This window comes from Leisingera sp. ABM4_101 (assembly GCF_056158725.1).
On the sequence record NZ_JBSWTV010000002.1, the window covers coordinates 2,270,738 to 2,288,242 of the forward strand.

The window sequence follows — 17,505 nt, forward strand, 5'->3', positions numbered from 1 at the left end:
GCAAGCAGAATGATGCAGCTGGGCGCCTATCAGTTCAGCCTGGACAGCGCCGCATACCAGCGCCTCTACCGCTCCACCGAATACCGCTGGGGGGCTATCGAGCGCGTGGGAAAGCATGACGCTTTGCAGTTTACCGGCCTGGGTGCCGACACGATCAGCCTGCAAGGTGTCATCTACCCGCACTACAAGGGCGGCTTAGGGCAAGTCGACAAGATGCGCCTTTCTGCCTCCCTTGGATTCCCTCTGCCGCTGATGGCCGGCACAGGCAAGGTAATGGGCCTTTGGGTGATCGAGCGTGTGGGGGAAGGGCAGCGCACCTTTGCCGGGAATGGCGCCCCGCTGCGGCAGGATTTTACGATCAGCATCAGGAGGTATGATGGCGGGCTCCGCAGTCTCTTACCGTTCTAAAGAAGGCGACACGGTCGACGAGATCGTCTGGCGCCACTATGGCAGCCACGTGGCCGGAGCACTGGAAACCGCGCTCGAGGCAAACCCGGGGCTTGCGGATCATGGTCCGTTCTTGCCGCCGGGGACGCTTGTTCAACTGCCGGAGATCGAAGTTCCGAAAGTTGCGGAGACAGTGAGCCTATGGGACTGATTGACTTCCTCCCAATGATGCGCGTCGAGGTGGATGGCCAGAATATCAGCGGTCTCCTTGCTCCGCGTCTTTCTAGCCTGACTGTGACCGATGCGGCCGGGGTGCAGTCGGATCAGGTTCAGATTGTCTTGGCGGATACCGCGCTGCTTGGAAAGGTCAAAGAACCGCGCCAGGGGGCGGAAATCAAAGTCTGGATGGGCCACCCCTTTGAGATGAAATACATGGGGCTGTTTATTGCGGACAGCTTCGAGATGCAGGGGCCGCCTGACCAAGCAGTGATCACCGGTACCGCGTCGGTAAACGGGGAGACAACCTCCGGCAAGAGCGCGTTGACGGACCAGAAGAAACGCAGCTGGCCGCTAGGAACCACAGTCGCCGCAATGGTCGGTAAGATCGCCGGAGAGCATGGCTTGCAGCACGTTGTTGCGGACAGCCTCAAAGAGATTGCGCTGCCGCATATCGACCAGATCGACGAAAGCGATATTAATCTCCTGTCCCGGGTGGCCCGCGATCTCGATGCCATAGCCAAACCTGGAAACGGCCGCCTGATCATGGCCAAGCGCGGGGAGAGCCTCACAGCTTCGGGCAAGCCGATGCCGGTGCTGCCTGTCACAGAGCGGGGCGTGAGCCGGTGGAGTTATCGCAACACTTTGCGCGAAAAGGTTGGCTCTGTGGTGGCGGCCTATCAGGATCTTGGGCAGGGCAGCCAGCAGGAATGCATTGCGGGCGAGGGCGCCCCGGTCCACCGCTTGAAACGCCGCTTCCCGGATAAAGCATCGGCGCAGCGGGCAGCTGATACGGAACTGCGTCGACTGCACCGCGCTGGGCGTGCGTTGTCGATCGATATGAAGGGCGACCCGGATGCCAAGGCAGAGGCCGTGCTGCAGGCGGTCGGCTTCCGGTCCTATGTCGACGGGGCCTGGCTAATCACGCGCGCTACGCACTCTTTGGATAGCGGCGGGTTCCGTTCCACGGTGGAGGCCGAGCCGCTGGAATAGCTTCCCAATCAATCTTGGAACAGAACAAGACCAAAACAAGAATGTTGAGAAACTTGTTGAGAAGTGTCTCTCAAGTTTCACGGAGTTCCAGTTAAGTCTTTGATTTTGTGTGGAGGCGAGTACCGGAATCGAACCGGTGTACACGGATTTGCAATCCGCTGCGTCACCACTCCGCCAACTCGCCTAAGCCGCTGTGGTAGGGGCGTATTAGGTGATTCCGAAGGTGAGCGCAAGGGCCTCTGCCGCGCAGTTCCTCTCGCCATTCTATTCTGTTCATATTCCTTGCCGTTCCGGGCTTCGCGGGGTCATCGAACTGTCAGGCCGGCTGTCCGACGCCAAAGGGATGGCCAACCGCAAGCAGGCTGAAGGCTTCGCATGACGCATGGGCGGAGCGGGTCATGTTCCGTGCCATTGTTTCAAGAACACAGGGCGGGTCACTTCAGATTTCATTCATCAAGCGTGTTAAGCGTCCAGCTGAACAGAGAGAAACGGTAAAGTCCGCTGTTTCAAACCGCCTTGGTTTTTATGCCTTTTTCAAAGGGGACAGAGAAATTATTTTATGATATAATGCTGTAGTTGAGTGTCAACTTGAGGGGCGGTTGAGAACATCTGACACGCAAAGCGAAATGGAATGTGCGCCGTGAGAATTCGAGATCCTCATAGCTATCGTTTCTTTTTCTTGCGGCGCGGCTGTTTTGATATGCTTGTCTGGTTGTAAGTGATCTTTCCGACTGCCGTTTGTGCTATTTCGGGGGTTGGGTTTTGTGCGGTGGTTGCTAAAATGGCGGTTGTTGAGTTTTCCTCTCCCTTCGAAGTTGGATCTGATGTTGGAAGTATCTATTTTGACATCGGAGAATTTGTCGATAGAGAAGAGAAACTGCGGTATGTCGTTCTTCGGAGCGAAGCCACTGCAAGTTTTTATGCGGAGTACTTAATACGGGGACTCGAATTTAGAGATCGTGGCGAGAATGATATCGCAAGGTACGTCATCACCAAGGGCGATATAGAGGAATATCACCAGTATTCGTCTTCTGAAAAGGCAGAAGGTGATCATGTGTTTTCTGTTACAGGCTTGAATATCCCAGCAATTGACGTGTTCAAGGAAAATCCGGAAACGGGGAATGCTTTCTTTAACATGTTCTATGGCGGGGAGGACGTTTTTACGGGATCATCCGGGGCGGATACAATTTTTGGGTTTAAAGGCGATGACGTCCTTAACGGCAGAGGGGGCAAGGACGTTTTGTTGGGCGGGGGCGGTGATGATCGTATCCTTGGCGGTAACAGGGGGGACCGGTTGGAAGGAGGCTCCGGAGCTGACCGGTTATTAGGAGAAAAAGGCAATGATACCCTTATGGGAGGCTGGGGCAGCGACACATTAAAGGGCGGCAGCGGTGCAGATTCCCTTGCGGGCGGGGGCGGAGACGATGTCCTGAGAGGAGGTGGCGGGAATGACACCCTAATAGCTGGGGCAGGCAGCGACCGGTTATTCGGCGGAAATGGCAATGATTCCATCGAAGGCGGACGCGGCCGGGACAGTGCCTTTGGCGGTGACGGAGAAGACAGTATCTTTGGAGAGGGTGGCCAGGATTCGCTTGAAGGCGGAGACGGGGCGGACCAGCTTGATGGCGGGGCTGGCGGCGATGTTCTAAGGGGCGGCGCAGGCGAAGACCGGCTGACCGGGGGGAGTGGAGCAGACACTTTGTCGGGCGGCCCGTCTGAAGAAACAATGGACGTTTTTGTGTTTCGAAGCTTCTCGGATAATGGCGAGGGCGCGGAGCGCCGTGATGTTATCGAGGACTTCGACGACGCTTTTGACAAGATTGATCTCAGCGGCATCATCCTGGATGAAATCCGGGGGCAAAATCTTCATGTGGATCTTGTCGAAACGGTTATTTCTTTCCCGCCTGGCGCCGATGAGCCTGTGTTTGTTGACGTGTTTGAGCATCTTTGGCCGGATGATGGCGATTTTGATCACGAGCCTACTATCGGAGAACCGCTTGAAGATGTGGATATTGTCTTAGGTATCACCACGGATGCTGAGGGGACCCATATTATCGCCAGTATTGTTTCGGATAATGTTCCGGATCCAAGTTTCCTTGATGGCGGTTTTGAGATTTTACTGCTTGGGGAGCATGACTTGACAGAATCCAACTTTTTGCTGCCCGTTTGAACCTCCTGGAAAGGCTTTGGAGTGTTCGGCGGAACCGATGTTCAAGGGGGGGGGATATCTGGAATTGTCTTGGCGTGACGGGGGAATGCAGTTGCCCTCTCGCAGAGTTGATGCTGGAATTTGTGAAATGTGTTGGGGGGAACTATGAAGCGGGATGTGCGGTATCTATTAATAAACGCTCTCTTGGCCAGTGCGGTTTCAGGTCACGCAACTTCGGCCGGGGGGAGTGCAATAAACGGGCAATCTTCAAGTCCAATTGAGTTCCCAAAACTTCTCCACTTGGCGCAAGTGACAGGGCCTTCGATCGGCACAGGACAGACTGGCGGAGGCAACACGAATGCCGGAACGAATAATGACACTGATTTGGGAGGGGGGGCAAACGCATCTGCCCCTGCATCTGAAGAAGCGATAAGCAACATTGCGCTTAAAATACAGGAGGCATCCATAGCGTGCGGTAAAATCCCGGACAAATACGTCGTGGATTGCCTGGCCAGAACGCTGCAAACTGCGGCGGATGAGATCCCGAACAATTCGGATTTGAGACGGGCAAAACGAACGTTGCATCAAGCCGCCTCTGAGCTCAGGAGCCTGGTGCGGCGGAATACTGACGGGACGCAGCCAAGAGTGAGAGTGCGGCTGCCCGGGAGTTCATCGCAGGCGCAAAGGCTGACGCCACCGATAAGTCCCGTGGCACCTGAGGCGATTGAAACCGTCAAAGCCGAAGCATTCCGAATAGTGTCTGAAGCTGAAACGACTCTTCTCAGGTCTGCAAACTCTTCCCGAACACGTTCCATCCACTATCAGCGTCTTGCCGAAGCCGTTGGGTCAAGCAAGCTGCTTTTGAGGTCCTGAGGTTCCGGGCCGCGCTGACGTTGCAGATCGCCGGGAGCGCTTCACCGCGTTGAGCCCGCGGTGGTCACATGCTGCCGGCAGCGGCCGCGGATTGAATGGCTTGGGCAATCAGGGCCGGGACCCCTGTCAGGCCGCCAGCGGACGGCATCACAAGCCCCTGAAACCCGGCTGTTTCCAGCGCTTCGGGGATGTCTCCTGTGACGTGATCGCCAGACTGGGCAAAGAACGGCAGGCAAATGGCCTGCCTGGGCAACGGGGCTGCGGCCGTTTCCACGCGGGGGGATTGCTCGACAAAGCCAAGCGACAGCGCGCAGCCCGGCAGCAAAGGACGCAGCCGGGCTGCAAATTTTTCTGCGGCCTCCGCCGCCTTGGGGCCGCGGGCGGAGCCATGGGCGGCCAGCAGCAGATGAAGGCAGCTGAGAGGCCAATTCTGTTCCGCCGCAGCTTGCTGCACGGCGTTTGCGGTGATCTGCGGCAAGCCGGTATCAAGGCCGAAGGGCACGGCCATGCGGTAGGACCGCCCTTGCAGCCGGCCTGGGAGCGCTTTGCTGGTGAAAAAACCCCGCGACATGAAGAAGGGATAAACAACGGCGCCGTCTTCCATGACCTTTTCCAGGCGTCCGGCGGCGGCAAGGGTTGCGGAACGCACATCCCAGCCGGGCAGATGGCCTGCCACCCTGGCCGCAAGATCTGCCAGGGAGGCTTCTGCCGGCGCGGGTGCAGAGGGCTGGCCATGGGCTGTCAGGATGGCGGTGCGCGGTGGTTGAGACAAGGCGGGATCCCGGTTTGCTGAGGCTGCGGCTGTGCCGCTGGGCTGGCTTAGATCTGGGGGGCATGCCCGGGGAACCGCAAGAGGTGAGCGGATTTTTTTTCGGCGCCAAACGCAAACGAAAACAAGGTGGTTGACCTTCCCCTGAGCTTCACCTAAATCAGCAAACACTCTGAGCGGGTATGGTGAAATGGTATCATAAGAGCCTTCCAAGCTTAAGGTGCGGGTTCGATTCCCGCTACCCGCTCCAGCGTCTCCCTGAACTGTTGGTATGCGGCGTTTAGCAGCGCGGCTTGGGATCCCCGGCTTGCGTTTTAAACCCGCTCTGCGCTTGACGCGCGGGGCCTGCGGGGCCATGAACCTTTGGCAATTATGCGGGCATCGGGACCCGCGGGACCAAAGTGCAGAAGGATCCGGAATGGCGCGGAATAATGCGGCCCCGAATGCGGAGCAAGAGCGGGAGAAATCCCGGAAGATTGGCGTGCTGTCGGCGCTGTGGCCGTTCATGCGCCCCTACCGCCTTCTGATGATGGCAGCAACCTGCGCGCTGGTGCTGACGGCGGCTTTGTCGCTGACACTGCCCTTGGCGGTGCGCCGGGTGGTGGACAATTTCCGGGTGTCTGATTCCGAGCTGCTGAACCTTTACTTCAGTGCCGCTCTGGTCATCGCGGCGCTGCTAGCCGTAGGCACCGGTGTGCGCTATGCGCTGGTGACGCGGCTGGGTGAACGGGTGGTGGCCGATATCCGCAAGGCGGTGTTCGACCGGGTGATCGGCATGAGCCCGGAGTTTTATGAACGCATCATGACCGGCGAGGTGCTGAGCCGGATCACCACCGACACCACTCTGATCCAGTCGGTGCTGGGCTCGTCGGTATCGATTGCGCTGCGCAACCTGCTGATTTTCCTGGGCGGCATGGTGCTGATGCTGCTGACCTCGGCGAAGCTCACCATGATGGTGCTGCTGATCGTGCCGGCGGTGATCGTGCCGATCCTGGTGCTGGGCCGCCGCCTGCGCGCCATCAGCAAGGAAAACCAGGACTGGATCGCGGCGTCCTCCGGTAACGCGGGCGAGGCGCTGGGGGCAGTGCAGACGGTGCAGGCCTTCACCCACGAGAGCGCCAGCCGCGAGAAGTTTTCCGAGCTGACCGAAACCTCCTATGACGTGTCGCGCCGCCGTATCCAGACCCGCGCAATGCTGACGGTGATTGTGATTTTCCTGGTGTTCTCCGGCATCGTGGGCGTTTTGTGGATGGGCGCCAACGACGTGCGCGCCGGTGTGATGTCCGAGGGCACGCTGATCCAGTTCGTGATCTATGCGGTGCTGGTGGCCGGATCGGTCGCGGCGCTGTCGGAAATCTGGAGCGAGCTGCAGCGCGCTGCCGGTGCAACCGAGCGGCTGGTGGAGCTGCTGAATGCCGAGGATACCGTGCTGGACCCGGTTGCGGCCCAGGTGCTGCCCGCGCCGGTGAAGGGGGAGATTGCGTTCGACAACGTCTCCTTCCGGTACCCGTCGCGTCCGGATGTGTCGGCGCTGGACGAGGTGTCGCTGACGGTGAGACCCGGTGAGACTGTGGCCTTTGTCGGCCCGTCGGGCGCGGGCAAGACCACTATCATCCAGATGCTGCAGCGGTTTTATGACCCCAACCAGGGCGCGGTGAAACTGGATGGTGTGGCGCTGACGCAGCTGCAGCGGGATGAGTTCCGCCGCCATATTGCGATGGTGCCGCAGGATCCGGTGATCTTTGCCGCCTCCGCGCGCGAGAACATCCGGTTCGGCCGGCCTGAGGCCACCGATGCCGAGGTCGAGGCCGCGGCTGCAGCGGCCGCGGCGCATGAGTTTATTTCGAAACTGCCGGACGGCTATGACAGTTTTGTCGGTGAGCGCGGCGTAATGCTGTCAGGCGGCCAGAAACAGCGGATTGCCATTGCCCGCGCCATTCTGCGGGATGCGCCGGTCTTGCTGCTGGACGAGGCGACTTCGGCGCTGGATGCGGAAAGCGAGCGTCTGGTGCAGGCCGCGGTGGATGAGCTGAGCCAGGGCCGCACCACGTTGATCGTGGCGCACCGGCTGGCGACGGTGAAAAAGGCCGACCGCATTGTGGTGATGGACCAGGGCCGCATTGTTGCCACTGGCACCCATGATGAGCTGGTGGCGCAAGGCGGGCTTTATGCACGGCTGGCCAAGCTGCAATTCACCGAAGGGCTGGCGGCGGAATAAGCGCTGAGCAGATTTGCAGTAGAAGCGCCCCGGAGCTGATCCGGGGCGTTTTTCGTTGAAAACCGCCCGTTGCCGCGAACTGGCGCCACGTCATGCTGCAAGCTGCCTTGGCGTGACCCTGCCGCGGCGCTTGCGCAATCACGCGTTTGCAATAGTCTGGGCAAAAACAGAGTCACACTCCGTGCACCACCCGTACACCGGCTGTGCACCGGGGGAGGGAACGGGGAGGAGAATTATGGGTTTTTCCGGAATCGCGGACCGCGATGCGCTGCAAAATGAAATGCCGTATGAGGCGCGGGACCTGCCGGCCACTTTGTACGGGCTGCTGTCGCGCACGGCGGACAAGCACCCGAACAGCAAGGCAGTCAGCTATCAGATTTTCTCCGGGCCGCAGGACAAGGCGGAGACGCTGACCTGGAGCACGCTGAAGGATCAGGTGAGCCAGGCGGCGAATATGTTCCGGGCGCTGGGTGTGGGCGAAACGGACGTGGTGGCCTATGTGCTGCCCAACTGCAACGAGACGCTGGTCACCATGCTCGGCGGCGCGGTGGCAGGCATCGTGAATCCGATCAACCCGCTGTTGGAGCCGGAGCAGATCGCCTCCATCCTGCGGGAGACCAAGGCCAAGGTTGTTGTCACCCTGCGGCCCTTCCCGAAAACGGATGTGGCGCAGAAGGTGGCTGAGGCAGTGCGCCATGCGCCGGGCGTGAACACGGTTTTGGAAGTGGACTTGAACCGCTATCTGACGCCGCCGAAATCCTGGATCGTGCCGCTGGTGCGGCCCAAGATGGACGGCCGGCCCAGCCATGCGGACTATCTGAACTTCTCCAAGGAGATGGCGAAACAGCCCAAGACGCTGAATTTTGCCGACAGCGAAGGCGACCGGGTGGCGTGTTATTTCCACACCGGCGGCACCACCGGCATGCCCAAGGTGGCGCAGCACAAGTATTCGGGGCTGGTCTACAATGGCTGGCTGGGCAGCACACTCTTGTTCACCGAAGAAGACAACATCATGTGCCCGCTGCCGCTGTTCCATGTCTTTGCGGTGCATGTGATCATGATGGCGGCCATCGCCTCTGGCGCGCATGTGGTTTTCCCGACGCCGCAGGGGTATCGCGGCGAGGGCGTGTTCGACAATTTCTGGAAACTGATCGAGCGCTGGAAGATCACCTTTATCATCACCGTGCCTACGGCCGTGTCGGCGCTGATGCAGCGGGAAGTGGATGCAGATATCTCGTCGGTGAAAACTGCTTTTTCCGGTTCGGCTCCAATGCCGATGGAGCTGTTCAAGCGGTTTGAGAGCGCATCGGGCGTCACCATTGTTGAGGGCTACGGCTTGACCGAGGCCACCTGCCTGGTCAGCTGCAACCCGCCGGGCGGCGAGAAGAAGGTGGGTTCGGTCGGCATCCCGTTCCCCTATACCGATGTGCGCATCGTCAAGCAGACCAACGACGGGGCGCTGGAATGCGGACCTGACGAGGTGGGGGAGATCTGTGTATCGAACCCGGGCGTGTTTGCCGGCAACACCTATACCGAGGCCGACAAGAACGCGGATCTCTACTACCAGGAGAAATACCTGCGCACCGGCGATCTGGGGCGGATCGACGAGGATGGCTACCTGTGGATCACAGGCCGCGCCAAGGACCTGATCATCCGCGGCGGCCACAACATCGACCCGGCTGAGATCGAGGAGGCGCTGCTGGGGCATGATGCGGTGGCCTTTGCCGGGGCGATCGGCCAGCCGGACGCGCATTCGGGCGAGCTGCCCTGCGCCTTTGTCGAACTGGTCGATGGCGCCAGCGTCAGCGAGGCGGAGCTGCTGGAGTACTGCAAGGTGCATGTGCATGAGCGGGCCGCGATCCCCAAGCATTTGACGGTGCTGGAGGAGCTGCCGAAAACCGCGGTAGGCAAGGTATTCAAGCCTGATCTGCGCAAGATGGCGATCACCCGCGTTTACAATGGCGCGCTGGAGCAGGCCGGCGTGGCCGCGCGTGTTGTCAGCGTCATTGATGACAAGAAACGCGGGCTGGTGGCGCAGGTCGCCGCCAACGGCAGCCTGGAGGCGGAGATCAATGGCGTGCTGAACAATTTCACACGGCCCTGGGAGCCTGCTGCGGCAGCGTGAACCTGCCGCAGGGCGTGGGATAAAGGGCGCCCTCCGGGGCGCTTTTTCTTTCAGGCATTCCATTTACGGGAGACTCTGCCTAGGCTCTGGAAAACAGGGCGCGCAGGGAGGCTCGCAGATGGATTATGAACGGCTGATCGACGAGGAGACCTGGGACTTCATCCAGAAGACTGGGGAACTTTATCCCGATGATGCCGTTGATATGCCGATCGAGGAGCAGCGCCGCATCTATGACTGTATGGCGCGGGAATTCCGGGTGCCGCGGCCGGATGTGGTCTCAGTTGCGGATACCTCTGCCAAAGGGGTGCCGGTGCGTGTCTATACAGCGGGCGATCCGACCCGCACGGTGCTGTTCTGCCATGGCGGCGGTTTTGTGGTCGGGGGGCTGGACAGCCACGATGATGTCTGTGCCGAGATCTGCGCCCAGACCGGCTACCGCGTGGTGGCGGTGGATTACCGGCTGGCGCCCGAACACAAACACCCCGCCGCATTCGAGGACGCCTGGGCGGCGCTGGAGTGGGCCGAGGAGGTTTATGGCAAGGGGATCGTGCTGGCAGGCGACAGCGCTGGTGCCAATCTGTGTGCGGCGGTGGCGCACCACGCGCGCGGCCGGACCGATGCCATTCTGGGCCAGGTGCTGGTCTACGGCGCCTTTGGCGGCGATCTGGACCAGGGATCCTACGTAGAGCACGCGCAGGCGCCAATGCTGACGCGCGAGGATGTGATTTACTACACGGATATCCGTGCGGCTGGCGAGCAGCACAAAACCGACCCGCTGTTTGCGCCGCTGGCTGACAGCGATTTTTCGGGCTTGCCGCCGACAGTGCTGGTGACGGCGGATTGCGATCCTGTGCGCGATGACTCCCGCGCCTACCGTGACCGCATTCTGGACGCGGGCGGCAAGGCCCATTGGATCAATGAACCGGGGCTCATTCATGGCTACCTGCGTGCGCGCCACAGCGTGACCCGGGCCCGCGACAGTTTCGAGCGCATCTCAATTGCCATTGAGGCGCTGGGGCAGGGGATCTGGTCCTATGATGAGTAGCAGCGCGGCCTCAGCCGGCATAGTCCCGGCATTGCTCCTGAAACAGCGATGTGTCCAGCCAGCCGCCGCTGACGGTTTGCCAGTCCGGGCCGGAGGTAGTGACATAAGTCCAGCTGCCGGCCGGGATATGCGAATAGCTGACATAATCGCCGGGGGTGATCTGCCCGATCAGCGGCGCATCCGGCCTGTGCCCTGCCCGCAGCCCGATAACCGGGCCCAGCCAGCCCAGGCAGGCGCTTTCGAACTCATCGCGGACCGGCAGGTCCCACAGTTGGTAGCGCAGGAACAGATCGTCCAGATCCAGATAGGTCTGCTTGTTGTTCACCCGGCAGCCGAAACGCGATTCCATTTCTTTGACCAGGGCCACCATGCGTTCGGCCTGCGGCGGCAGCGAGACGGATTTGCCGGTGCAGTCGCCGTTGTTGAACACAGCCTGGCCCAGCGGTGAGCCGAAGCAGTAGCCAGCCCGGTCAATCACCGCGTTGCGGGTGAACCACAGATCGTGGCAGGCGTCGCTGGCCAGAGCCGGGGAGGCCAGCAGGGAAATGGCAAACACAAGGGATTTCATGGCAATCCTTCCTGACAAATGAAAACGGCGGCTGCGTGCCAGTCTAGCACAGAGCCGCCGAAAAAGGTCAGGAGCCTGGGGTTACTTCAGGAAGGGCTCCGCCTTCATGGTCTCCGCAATGGGCGCACCCAGGCGCTTGAGGATGGTCGGGGCCAGCTGGCGCTGGTCGATCACGTCGCCCTGGTCCGGCCCGTCCGCATCGCCAAAGTAATAAAGCGCGGTTTCCTGCTGCAGCGCGCCGCGGCCGCCGTGGTGGCCGCGCTCGTCCTGGCCGTGGTCGGCGGTGACGATCACCTCATAGCCCAGGTCGCGCCAGCGGGTGATGAAGGGGGCCAGCATCTCGTCCATCACGAAACAGGCGTGGTCCATTTCCTGGCAGTCGTGGAAAAAACGGTGGCCCATACTGTCCAGGGTGCAGGTGTGCAGCATGCCGTAATCGAGGCCGAAGCGCAGGCAAAGGTTGGTCAGGGTGCCGAACAGGTCGACATCCGAGGGCGTCATCTGATTGTCCTTGCCGTAGCCGGTCATCGAGTGGAAGCGGCCATGGTTGATGGTTTTGCTTTCCGGCTCGTCATATTCGATGTCGCGCACGTAATCGAAGGGATGGCGGTTGAAGAAGGAGGACCAGTAGCTGTGCGCAACGGCACCGGTCACGCCGCCCGCTTCGCGGACCTGGCTGAACACGTCTTTCTCTTTCAGCCGGAACACATTGGCGTTGCCGGTGCAGCCATGGATGGCGGGCGCCACGCCGGTGTGGATCGAGGCATAGCAGCTGGCCGAGATCGACGGCAGAACCGCCCGCAGCTTCCAGACGCGCGCGTCGCCGCTGTCAACCCAGCCTTCGAGGTTGCCGAACAGGCGGCGGAAATTGCGCCAGGGCACACCGTCCAGAATGATGAGCAGGAGTTTGTTGTCCATTCGCCGAATCCTTTTGCATGGCAGAGGCCTCAGTGCTGCATCTTCATGCCTGATTCTTGAATTGCCATTCAAAAAAACGGCAGAATGGCCTGTTTCCGCCACTTCCCCGGGAAACAACCCCCAGAAACGGATGCCGCAGGCGGGCAGGCTGTCAGAATGCGGTGCCCAGAACGTAAAGGCCTGCCAGGATCAGCAGCGCGCCGGTGGCGAAGGCAAACGCCCTTGGGTACGGAACGGTCTTTTCTGCGAGGACATAAAGCGCCAGGCCGGTGATCCAGTACAGGTTCATGATGCCGCCGGCAAACAGCAGCAGCATCAATGCCCAGCAGCAGCCCAGGCAGAAGGTTCCATGGTGGGCGCCCATCAGAACAGCACCGGCCGCGCCTCTGCGATTATGCGCAGTCAGGAATTGCACCGGCATACGGCAATGATTGAGACAGGCGTGCTTGTAGGGGGTGAACTGATAGGCGCCCGCCGCCAGCAGCACCGCACCGCCAAGGGCGCGGCTGCTGAGCGACATCATCGGGCCATCGGACAGGCCCATTGTTTCGAGCCGCCATTGCAGGGCGGTGGCAGCGGCAGAGAAGAAGGCCCAGGCCAGTAAGTAGCCGCCCAGGAACAGCAGGCTGAGAACCGGCGCTTGCAGCGCGCTGGCACCGGCCTTCTTGATCGCGGTGAACAGCAGCAGCATCGGGGCAGCGCTGGGCGTCATCATGGCGATCATCATGATCCACCACATCAGGAAGATCAGCGCCCCATAGGCAGGCGTCCAGACTGTGTTCCCGCCCATCTGCATCGGCTCCCCGATCGGGCGGGCCATGCGGGTCATCTCGATGGCGCTCATCCCCATACCGATGCCGGCTACCGTATATAGCGCGCTCAGCAGCACAACCGCAGCAACCGCACCAAGGACAACCGCCTGCTCATGGCGGGCCAGTCTTTCTGCCGCGCCTGGTCCGTGCCGGTCCGGAGCCGCGGCAGCGTCAGGCCGCCCGGTCAATGCCTCTGCCTGTCAGGTGCAATTCGGCGACATGGGCGTGGGTTCCGCTGTTCTTTTCCAAGCTGATGGCCGAGCCTGGCGTCCGGGTCGTGCCCTGACATACGGAGGCTTCGGAATATTCAAACCCGTTCGGCAGCTTGATCTGCACCGAATGCGGCGCGCCGGAGACGATATGGGCGATCGGCGCGACCTTCGTTTCGCCGATGCTGCCTGCCTTGCCCTGGCCAATCCCGGTTTCCGCATCAAAGCTCAGCGACACGGCGGCGCTGAGAGTTTCATGCCGGGTCGTGCACATCGCGTTGAAGACAAAGAACATAGTGGCGAACTCATCGGTGTCCTGTCCGGTCATGATGGCCTCCAGCGCGGCCTTTTGGTCCGGCGTGGCGCGTTCATCAATGATGAGCTGCATCTCGCCATTGCCTTCGTGAATGGCGCCGGGCCATTTGTAGATGGCGGCGGCCAGCAGCCCGTCCAGAACCGTATCCCCATGGTGCCCCTTGTCGATGCGGAAAGTCAGCATCGCTTCGCAGGTGCCGTCATTGGGCAGCTGCGAGAATTGGCAGGGGCAACCGGGGAGGCAGTTGCAATTGGCGATTTCAAATCCGTGAATGGCCCAGTCTTTCATGACAGTCCCTCCTGTTCTGCCTGCGCAAGCAAAACTGCCCGGAAAGCTCCGGCTGGGCCTGTACGAAGAAAGCCGCACATCTTTGATGTTGCTGTTATTTGCAGCTGGGTCCGCCGCATTCTCCCCGGTGGCGAAAAAATATCACATTCAGATGCATTTTTGAATGAAAAAGCCCCCGCCCGGGCGGGCAGGGGCTGTTTCAGAAGCGCTGAGGGCTTAGTTGCCGGCGCTTTCCATCTTGCGGTTGGCGATCACCTCCTCCAGCCAGCCCAGCCGCATCTCGGGGACAGAGCTGAGCAGCAGGTCGGTGTAATCGTCAAACGGCGGGCTCAGCACTTTGGACTTGCCGCCGTAGCGCTGGACCTTGCCCTGATACATCACCGCGATGTTGTCGGAGATGGCGCGCACGGTCGCCAGATCGTGGGTGATGAAGAGATAGGCCACGTCCTCAATCTTCTGCAGATCCAGGAGCAGCTTCAGGATGCCGTCTGCCACCAGCGGATCGAGCGCCGAGGTGACCTCGTCGCAGATGATCATCTTGGGCTTGGCCGCCAGCGAGCGGGCAATGCAGACGCGCTGTTTCTGGCCGCCGGACAGTTCCGCCGGGTAGCGGTCCATGAACTTCTCGCCCAGTTCGATCTCATCCAAGAGTTCGATGATCCGTTTCTTCTTTTCCGCACCGCGCATGCCGAAGTAGAACTCCAGCGGGCGGCCGATGATGGTGCCGACGGTCTGGCGCGGGTTCATCGCGACGTCCGCCATCTGGTAGATCATCTGCAGCTCGCGCAGGTCCTCGCGGGTGCGGCCCGCCAGATCCGGCGAGAGCTTGCGGCCGGCAAATTCGATCTCGCCCTCGCGCGGCGGCAAGAGGCCGGTGATCACCCGGGCGAGGGTGGATTTGCCGGACCCGGATTCCCCCACCACCGCCAGGGTCTGGCCGGGGTAGAGATCGACGTTCACATTGTGCAGCACGTCGAACTGGGTGCCCTTGTAGCGCGCTGTGATATTGCGCACGCTCAGCACCGGATCGGGGGTCGGGGCCTTTTCCTCATGCTCGATGGAGCGGACCGAGACCAGGGCCTTGGTGTACTCCTCCTGCGGATCATTGATGATCTGGTCAACATTGCCGTATTCGACGGTGTTGCCCATCTTCAGCACCATGATGTCGTCGCTCACCTGTGCCACAACCGCCAGGTCGTGGGTGATGTAGAGCGCGGCCACGCCGGTGTCGCGGATTGCTTCCTTGATCGCCATCAAGACGTCGATCTGGGTGGTCACGTCGAGCGCGGTTGTCGGCTCGTCGAACACCACCAGATCCGGCTCCGGGCAGAGCGCCAGCGCGGTCATGCAGCGCTGCAGCTGGCCGCCCGACACCTGGTGCGGGTAGCGTTCGCCGATATTGTCCGGATCCGGCAGGCCCAGTTTGGCAAACAGGGTGCGCGCGCGGTCTTCGGCCTCCTTGCGGGAGAACTTTTTCTGCTCCACCGCTGCCTCGACCACCTGGTCCATGATCTTCTTGGCCGGGTTGAAGGAGGCAGCCGCCGATTGCGACACATAGGTCACCTCGGCGCCGCGCAGTTTGCGGATGTCCTTGTGGCCGCCCTTCAGGATGTCGCGGCCGTTGACCCAGACCTCGCCGCCGGTGATCTTCACGCCGCCGCGGCCATAGGCCATCGACGCAAGGCCGATGGTGGACTTGCCGGCACCGGATTCGCCGATCAGCCCCAGGACCTTGCCGGGCGCGAGGTCAAAGCTGACCCCGTGCACGATCTCGATGTCGCGGGGACGTTCGCCCGGCGGGTAGATGGTCGCGCCGATTTTCAGGTCGCGGACTTTCAACAGGGTATCGCTCATCCGCGGCCTCCTTTCAGCGATGTGGTCCGGTTCAGCACCCAGTCGGCAACCAGGTTGACCGAGATCGCCAGTGTGGCAATGGCAAAGGCCGGGATCAGGGCTGCCGGAATGCCGTAGACGATGCCTTCCTTGTTCTCCTTCACGATGCCGCCCCAGTCAGCCTCAGGCGGTTGCACGCCCAGGCCCAGGAAGGACAGGGTGGAGACAAACAGAACCGCGAAGATGAAGCGCAGGCCCATCTCGGCGATCAGCGGCGACAGCGCGTTGGGCAGGATCTCGCGGAAGATGATCCAGGCGGTCTTTTCGCCGCGCAGGCGGGCTGCCTCGACGTAGTCCATGACCTCGATGTCGACCGCAACGGCACGGGCCAGGCGGTAGACCCGGGTGGCATCCAGAAGGCCCATCACGATGATCAGCATCGGAATGGTGACAGGTGCAACCGACAGCACCACCAGGGCAAAGATCAGCGTCGGGATCGACATCACCAGATCGACAAAGCGCGACAGCGCCTGGTCGACCCAGCCGCCCATCACCGCGGCAAAGAAGCCTAGGACAGAGCCCAGGGTGAATGACAGAACAGTCGCAGCGGTGGCGATGAAGATGGTGGTGCGGCCGCCATAGATCATCCGGCTGAGAAGGTCGCGGCCGATGTTGTCGGTGCCCAGCAGATAGTCTGCGCTGGAGGGCTCCCACACATCGCCGACCACTTCGCCGACGCCATAGGGGGCCAGCAGCGGCGCAAAGATAGCACCGAGGAAGTACAGGGCGGTGAAGAACAGCCCGATGAGTGCGGAAATGGGGATATTCTTCATTTCGGGTGCCTCAGGCGCGGGTTGCTCAGGATGGCGACGATATCGGCGATCATGTTGAGACCGATATAGACGGCGGCAAAGATCAGGCCGCAGGCCTGCACCACAGGCACGTCACGCTTGGACACGTGGTCGACCAGATACTGGCCCATGCCGGGGTAGACGAAGACCACCTCGATCACCACGACGCCGACCACCAGATAGGCGAGGTTCAGCATCACCACGTTGACGATGGGTGCAATCGCGTTCGGGAAAGCATGGCGGTAGATCACCTGGAAGGCGTTGAGGCCCTTGAGCTCAGCCGTTTCGATATAGGCCGACTGCATCACGTTGAGGATCGCAGCGCGGGTCATCCGCATCATGTGGGCCAGAACAACCAGTGTCAGCACGGCAATCGGCAGGGCGATGGCGTTCAGCTTTTCAAACAGGCTCATGCTGTCGTTGACCATTGCAACGGACGGGAACCAGCGCAGCTGGACCGCAATGAAGAACATCAGCACGTAGCCGATCAGGAATTCGGGGATAGAGATCGAGGCCAGGGTGACGGCCGAGATCAGCTTGTCAGGCCAGCGGTCCTTGAAGCGGACGGCAAGAAGGCCCAGGAAAATCGCGAGGGGAACGGCAACCACGGCAGCCCAGAAAGCCAGGAACAGAGTGTTCCAGAAACGGCCGGCAATTGCGGTGGTGATGTCCTGTCCGCTGGTCAGAGCAGTGCCAAGGTCGCCTTGCAGGGCGCCGAACAGCCAGGAGAAATAACGCTGAAGCGCCGGTTCGTTCAGGCCCAGCTCCTTGCGCAGGTTGGCCAGGGCTTCAGGGGTGGCGGATTGGCCGAGAATGGATTGAGCAACATCACCAGGCAAAACGATTGTGCCGGCAAAGATCACCATGGAGATGAGCAGCAGCAGGAGAAGGCTCAGCGCGATGCGCTGAGCCAGAAGTTTTACGATCGGGGACAT

Annotated in this window: 16 protein-coding genes and 2 tRNA genes; 9 read left to right on the top strand and 9 right to left on the bottom strand. The window is 61.0% G+C overall.

Annotation, left to right across the window (positions count from 1 at the left end; all coding sequences use genetic code 11):
* The first annotated feature begins 9 nt into the window (after positions 1 to 9).
* Genes ACXAEK_RS12140 through ACXAEK_RS12150 form a run of 3 tightly spaced genes read left to right on the top strand, consistent with a single transcriptional unit; the run spans position 10 to position 1,596 of the window.
* Positions 10 to 408 carry a phage tail protein gene (locus tag ACXAEK_RS12140; protein ID WP_475042242.1) on the top strand — a complete coding sequence of 133 codons (399 nt, stop codon included), beginning with the start codon at positions 10 to 12 and terminating at the stop codon, positions 406 to 408.
* Positions 377 to 598 carry a tail protein X gene (locus ACXAEK_RS12145; RefSeq protein WP_475042243.1) on the top strand — a complete coding sequence of 74 codons (222 nt, stop codon included), beginning with the start codon at positions 377 to 379 and terminating at the stop codon, positions 596 to 598. Before ACXAEK_RS12140 ends, ACXAEK_RS12145 begins: the two co-directional genes overlap by 32 nt.
* Positions 589 to 1,596, top strand: coding sequence for a phage late control D family protein (locus ACXAEK_RS12150; RefSeq protein ID WP_475042244.1), 1,008 nt, complete (start codon positions 589 to 591; stop codon positions 1,594 to 1,596). The genes ACXAEK_RS12145 and ACXAEK_RS12150 overlap by 10 nt, the downstream gene beginning before the upstream one ends.
* Before the next feature lie 110 nt (positions 1,597 to 1,706).
* Here ACXAEK_RS12150 and ACXAEK_RS12155 read toward each other — a convergent pair.
* Positions 1,707 to 1,780, bottom strand: a tRNA-Cys gene (locus ACXAEK_RS12155).
* A 214-nt stretch (positions 1,781 to 1,994) separates the two neighbouring features.
* On the opposite strand from ACXAEK_RS12155, the gene ACXAEK_RS12160 reads away from it, so the two are divergent.
* On the top strand, positions 1,995 to 2,159 hold the full coding sequence (locus tag ACXAEK_RS12160) for a hypothetical protein (RefSeq protein WP_475042245.1): 165 nt from the start codon (positions 1,995 to 1,997) through the stop codon (positions 2,157 to 2,159).
* Positions 2,160 to 2,377: 218 nt separating this feature from the next.
* Complete coding sequence (locus ACXAEK_RS12165) at positions 2,378 to 3,766, top strand: calcium-binding protein (protein WP_475042247.1); 1,389 nt, start codon at positions 2,378 to 2,380, stop codon at positions 3,764 to 3,766.
* A 916-nt stretch (positions 3,767 to 4,682) separates the two neighbouring features.
* Here ACXAEK_RS12165 and ACXAEK_RS12170 read toward each other — a convergent pair.
* Positions 4,683 to 5,390: a CbiX/SirB N-terminal domain-containing protein gene (locus ACXAEK_RS12170; RefSeq protein WP_475042248.1), complete on the bottom strand. Its 708-nt coding sequence runs from the start codon at positions 5,388 to 5,390 to the stop codon at positions 4,683 to 4,685.
* A gap of 173 nt (positions 5,391 to 5,563) precedes the next feature.
* Here ACXAEK_RS12170 and ACXAEK_RS12175 point away from each other — a divergent pair.
* From ACXAEK_RS12175 to ACXAEK_RS12190, 4 genes are all read left to right on the top strand, one after another.
* A tRNA-Gly gene (locus ACXAEK_RS12175) sits at positions 5,564 to 5,637 on the top strand.
* Positions 5,638 to 5,805: 168 nt separating this feature from the next.
* Entirely contained in the window at positions 5,806 to 7,605 is a 1,800-nt protein-coding gene (locus tag ACXAEK_RS12180; protein ID WP_475042249.1) for an ABC transporter transmembrane domain-containing protein, read from the top strand.
* Between the two features lie 235 nt (positions 7,606 to 7,840).
* Entirely contained in the window at positions 7,841 to 9,730 is a 1,890-nt protein-coding gene (locus ACXAEK_RS12185; RefSeq protein ID WP_475042251.1) for an acyl-CoA synthetase, read from the top strand.
* Positions 9,731 to 9,848: 118 nt separating this feature from the next.
* Positions 9,849 to 10,775, top strand: coding sequence for an alpha/beta hydrolase (locus ACXAEK_RS12190; RefSeq protein WP_475042252.1), 927 nt, complete (start codon positions 9,849 to 9,851; stop codon positions 10,773 to 10,775).
* Between the two features lie 10 nt (positions 10,776 to 10,785).
* Here the strand turns inward: ACXAEK_RS12190 and ACXAEK_RS12195 are convergent, their stop codons facing one another.
* From ACXAEK_RS12195 to ACXAEK_RS12225, 7 genes are all read right to left on the bottom strand, one after another.
* On the bottom strand, positions 10,786 to 11,343 hold the full coding sequence (locus ACXAEK_RS12195; protein WP_475042254.1) for a DUF4453 domain-containing protein: 558 nt from the start codon (positions 11,341 to 11,343) through the stop codon (positions 10,786 to 10,788).
* Positions 11,344 to 11,424: 81 nt separating this feature from the next.
* Complete coding sequence (locus ACXAEK_RS12200) at positions 11,425 to 12,261, bottom strand: alkaline phosphatase family protein (RefSeq protein ID WP_475042256.1); 837 nt, start codon at positions 12,259 to 12,261, stop codon at positions 11,425 to 11,427.
* Between the two features lie 151 nt (positions 12,262 to 12,412).
* On the bottom strand, positions 12,413 to 13,261 hold the full coding sequence (locus tag ACXAEK_RS12205; RefSeq protein WP_475042257.1) for a DUF2182 domain-containing protein: 849 nt from the start codon (positions 13,259 to 13,261) through the stop codon (positions 12,413 to 12,415).
* Complete coding sequence (locus ACXAEK_RS12210; protein WP_475042259.1) at positions 13,245 to 13,886, bottom strand: DUF1326 domain-containing protein; 642 nt, start codon at positions 13,884 to 13,886, stop codon at positions 13,245 to 13,247. The genes ACXAEK_RS12205 and ACXAEK_RS12210 overlap by 17 nt, the downstream gene beginning before the upstream one ends.
* A 216-nt stretch (positions 13,887 to 14,102) precedes the next feature.
* The gene (locus ACXAEK_RS12215; RefSeq protein WP_475042260.1) at positions 14,103 to 15,740 is read right to left on the bottom strand and encodes an ABC transporter ATP-binding protein; all 1,638 of its coding nucleotides are present in this window, start codon (positions 15,738 to 15,740) and stop codon (positions 14,103 to 14,105) included.
* On the bottom strand, positions 15,737 to 16,552 hold the full coding sequence (locus tag ACXAEK_RS12220) for an ABC transporter permease (protein WP_475042261.1): 816 nt from the start codon (positions 16,550 to 16,552) through the stop codon (positions 15,737 to 15,739). The genes ACXAEK_RS12215 and ACXAEK_RS12220 overlap by 4 nt, the downstream gene beginning before the upstream one ends.
* Complete coding sequence (locus ACXAEK_RS12225) at positions 16,549 to 17,505, bottom strand: ABC transporter permease (RefSeq protein ID WP_475042263.1); 957 nt, start codon at positions 17,503 to 17,505, stop codon at positions 16,549 to 16,551. The genes ACXAEK_RS12220 and ACXAEK_RS12225 overlap by 4 nt, the downstream gene beginning before the upstream one ends.

What these genes read in the sequence shown, in the direction of transcription:
- ACXAEK_RS12140 (WP_475042242.1), top strand. Translation starts at nt 10, where the DNA reads ATGATGCAGCTGGGCGCCTATCAGTTCAGCCTGGACAGCGCCGCATAC.
- ACXAEK_RS12145 (WP_475042243.1), top strand. Translation starts at nt 377, where the DNA reads ATGGCGGGCTCCGCAGTCTCTTACCGTTCTAAAGAAGGCGACACGGTC.
- ACXAEK_RS12150 (WP_475042244.1), top strand. Translation starts at nt 589, where the DNA reads ATGGGACTGATTGACTTCCTCCCAATGATGCGCGTCGAGGTGGATGGC.
- ACXAEK_RS12160 (WP_475042245.1), top strand. Translation starts at nt 1,995, where the DNA reads ATGTTCCGTGCCATTGTTTCAAGAACACAGGGCGGGTCACTTCAGATT.
- ACXAEK_RS12165 (WP_475042247.1), top strand. Translation starts at nt 2,378, where the DNA reads ATGGCGGTTGTTGAGTTTTCCTCTCCCTTCGAAGTTGGATCTGATGTT.
- ACXAEK_RS12180 (WP_475042249.1), top strand. Translation starts at nt 5,806, where the DNA reads ATGGCGCGGAATAATGCGGCCCCGAATGCGGAGCAAGAGCGGGAGAAA.
- ACXAEK_RS12185 (WP_475042251.1), top strand. Translation starts at nt 7,841, where the DNA reads ATGGGTTTTTCCGGAATCGCGGACCGCGATGCGCTGCAAAATGAAATG.
- ACXAEK_RS12190 (WP_475042252.1), top strand. Translation starts at nt 9,849, where the DNA reads ATGGATTATGAACGGCTGATCGACGAGGAGACCTGGGACTTCATCCAG.
- ACXAEK_RS12195 (WP_475042254.1), bottom strand. Translation starts at nt 11,343, where the DNA reads ATGAAATCCCTTGTGTTTGCCATTTCCCTGCTGGCCTCCCCGGCTCTG.
- ACXAEK_RS12200 (WP_475042256.1), bottom strand. Translation starts at nt 12,261, where the DNA reads ATGGACAACAAACTCCTGCTCATCATTCTGGACGGTGTGCCCTGGCGC.
- ACXAEK_RS12210 (WP_475042259.1), bottom strand. Translation starts at nt 13,886, where the DNA reads ATGAAAGACTGGGCCATTCACGGATTTGAAATCGCCAATTGCAACTGC.
- ACXAEK_RS12215 (WP_475042260.1), bottom strand. Translation starts at nt 15,740, where the DNA reads ATGAGCGATACCCTGTTGAAAGTCCGCGACCTGAAAATCGGCGCGACC.
- ACXAEK_RS12220 (WP_475042261.1), bottom strand. Translation starts at nt 16,552, where the DNA reads ATGAAGAATATCCCCATTTCCGCACTCATCGGGCTGTTCTTCACCGCC.
- ACXAEK_RS12225 (WP_475042263.1), bottom strand. Translation starts at nt 17,505, where the DNA reads ATGTCCCCGATCGTAAAACTTCTGGCTCAGCGCATCGCGCTGAGCCTT.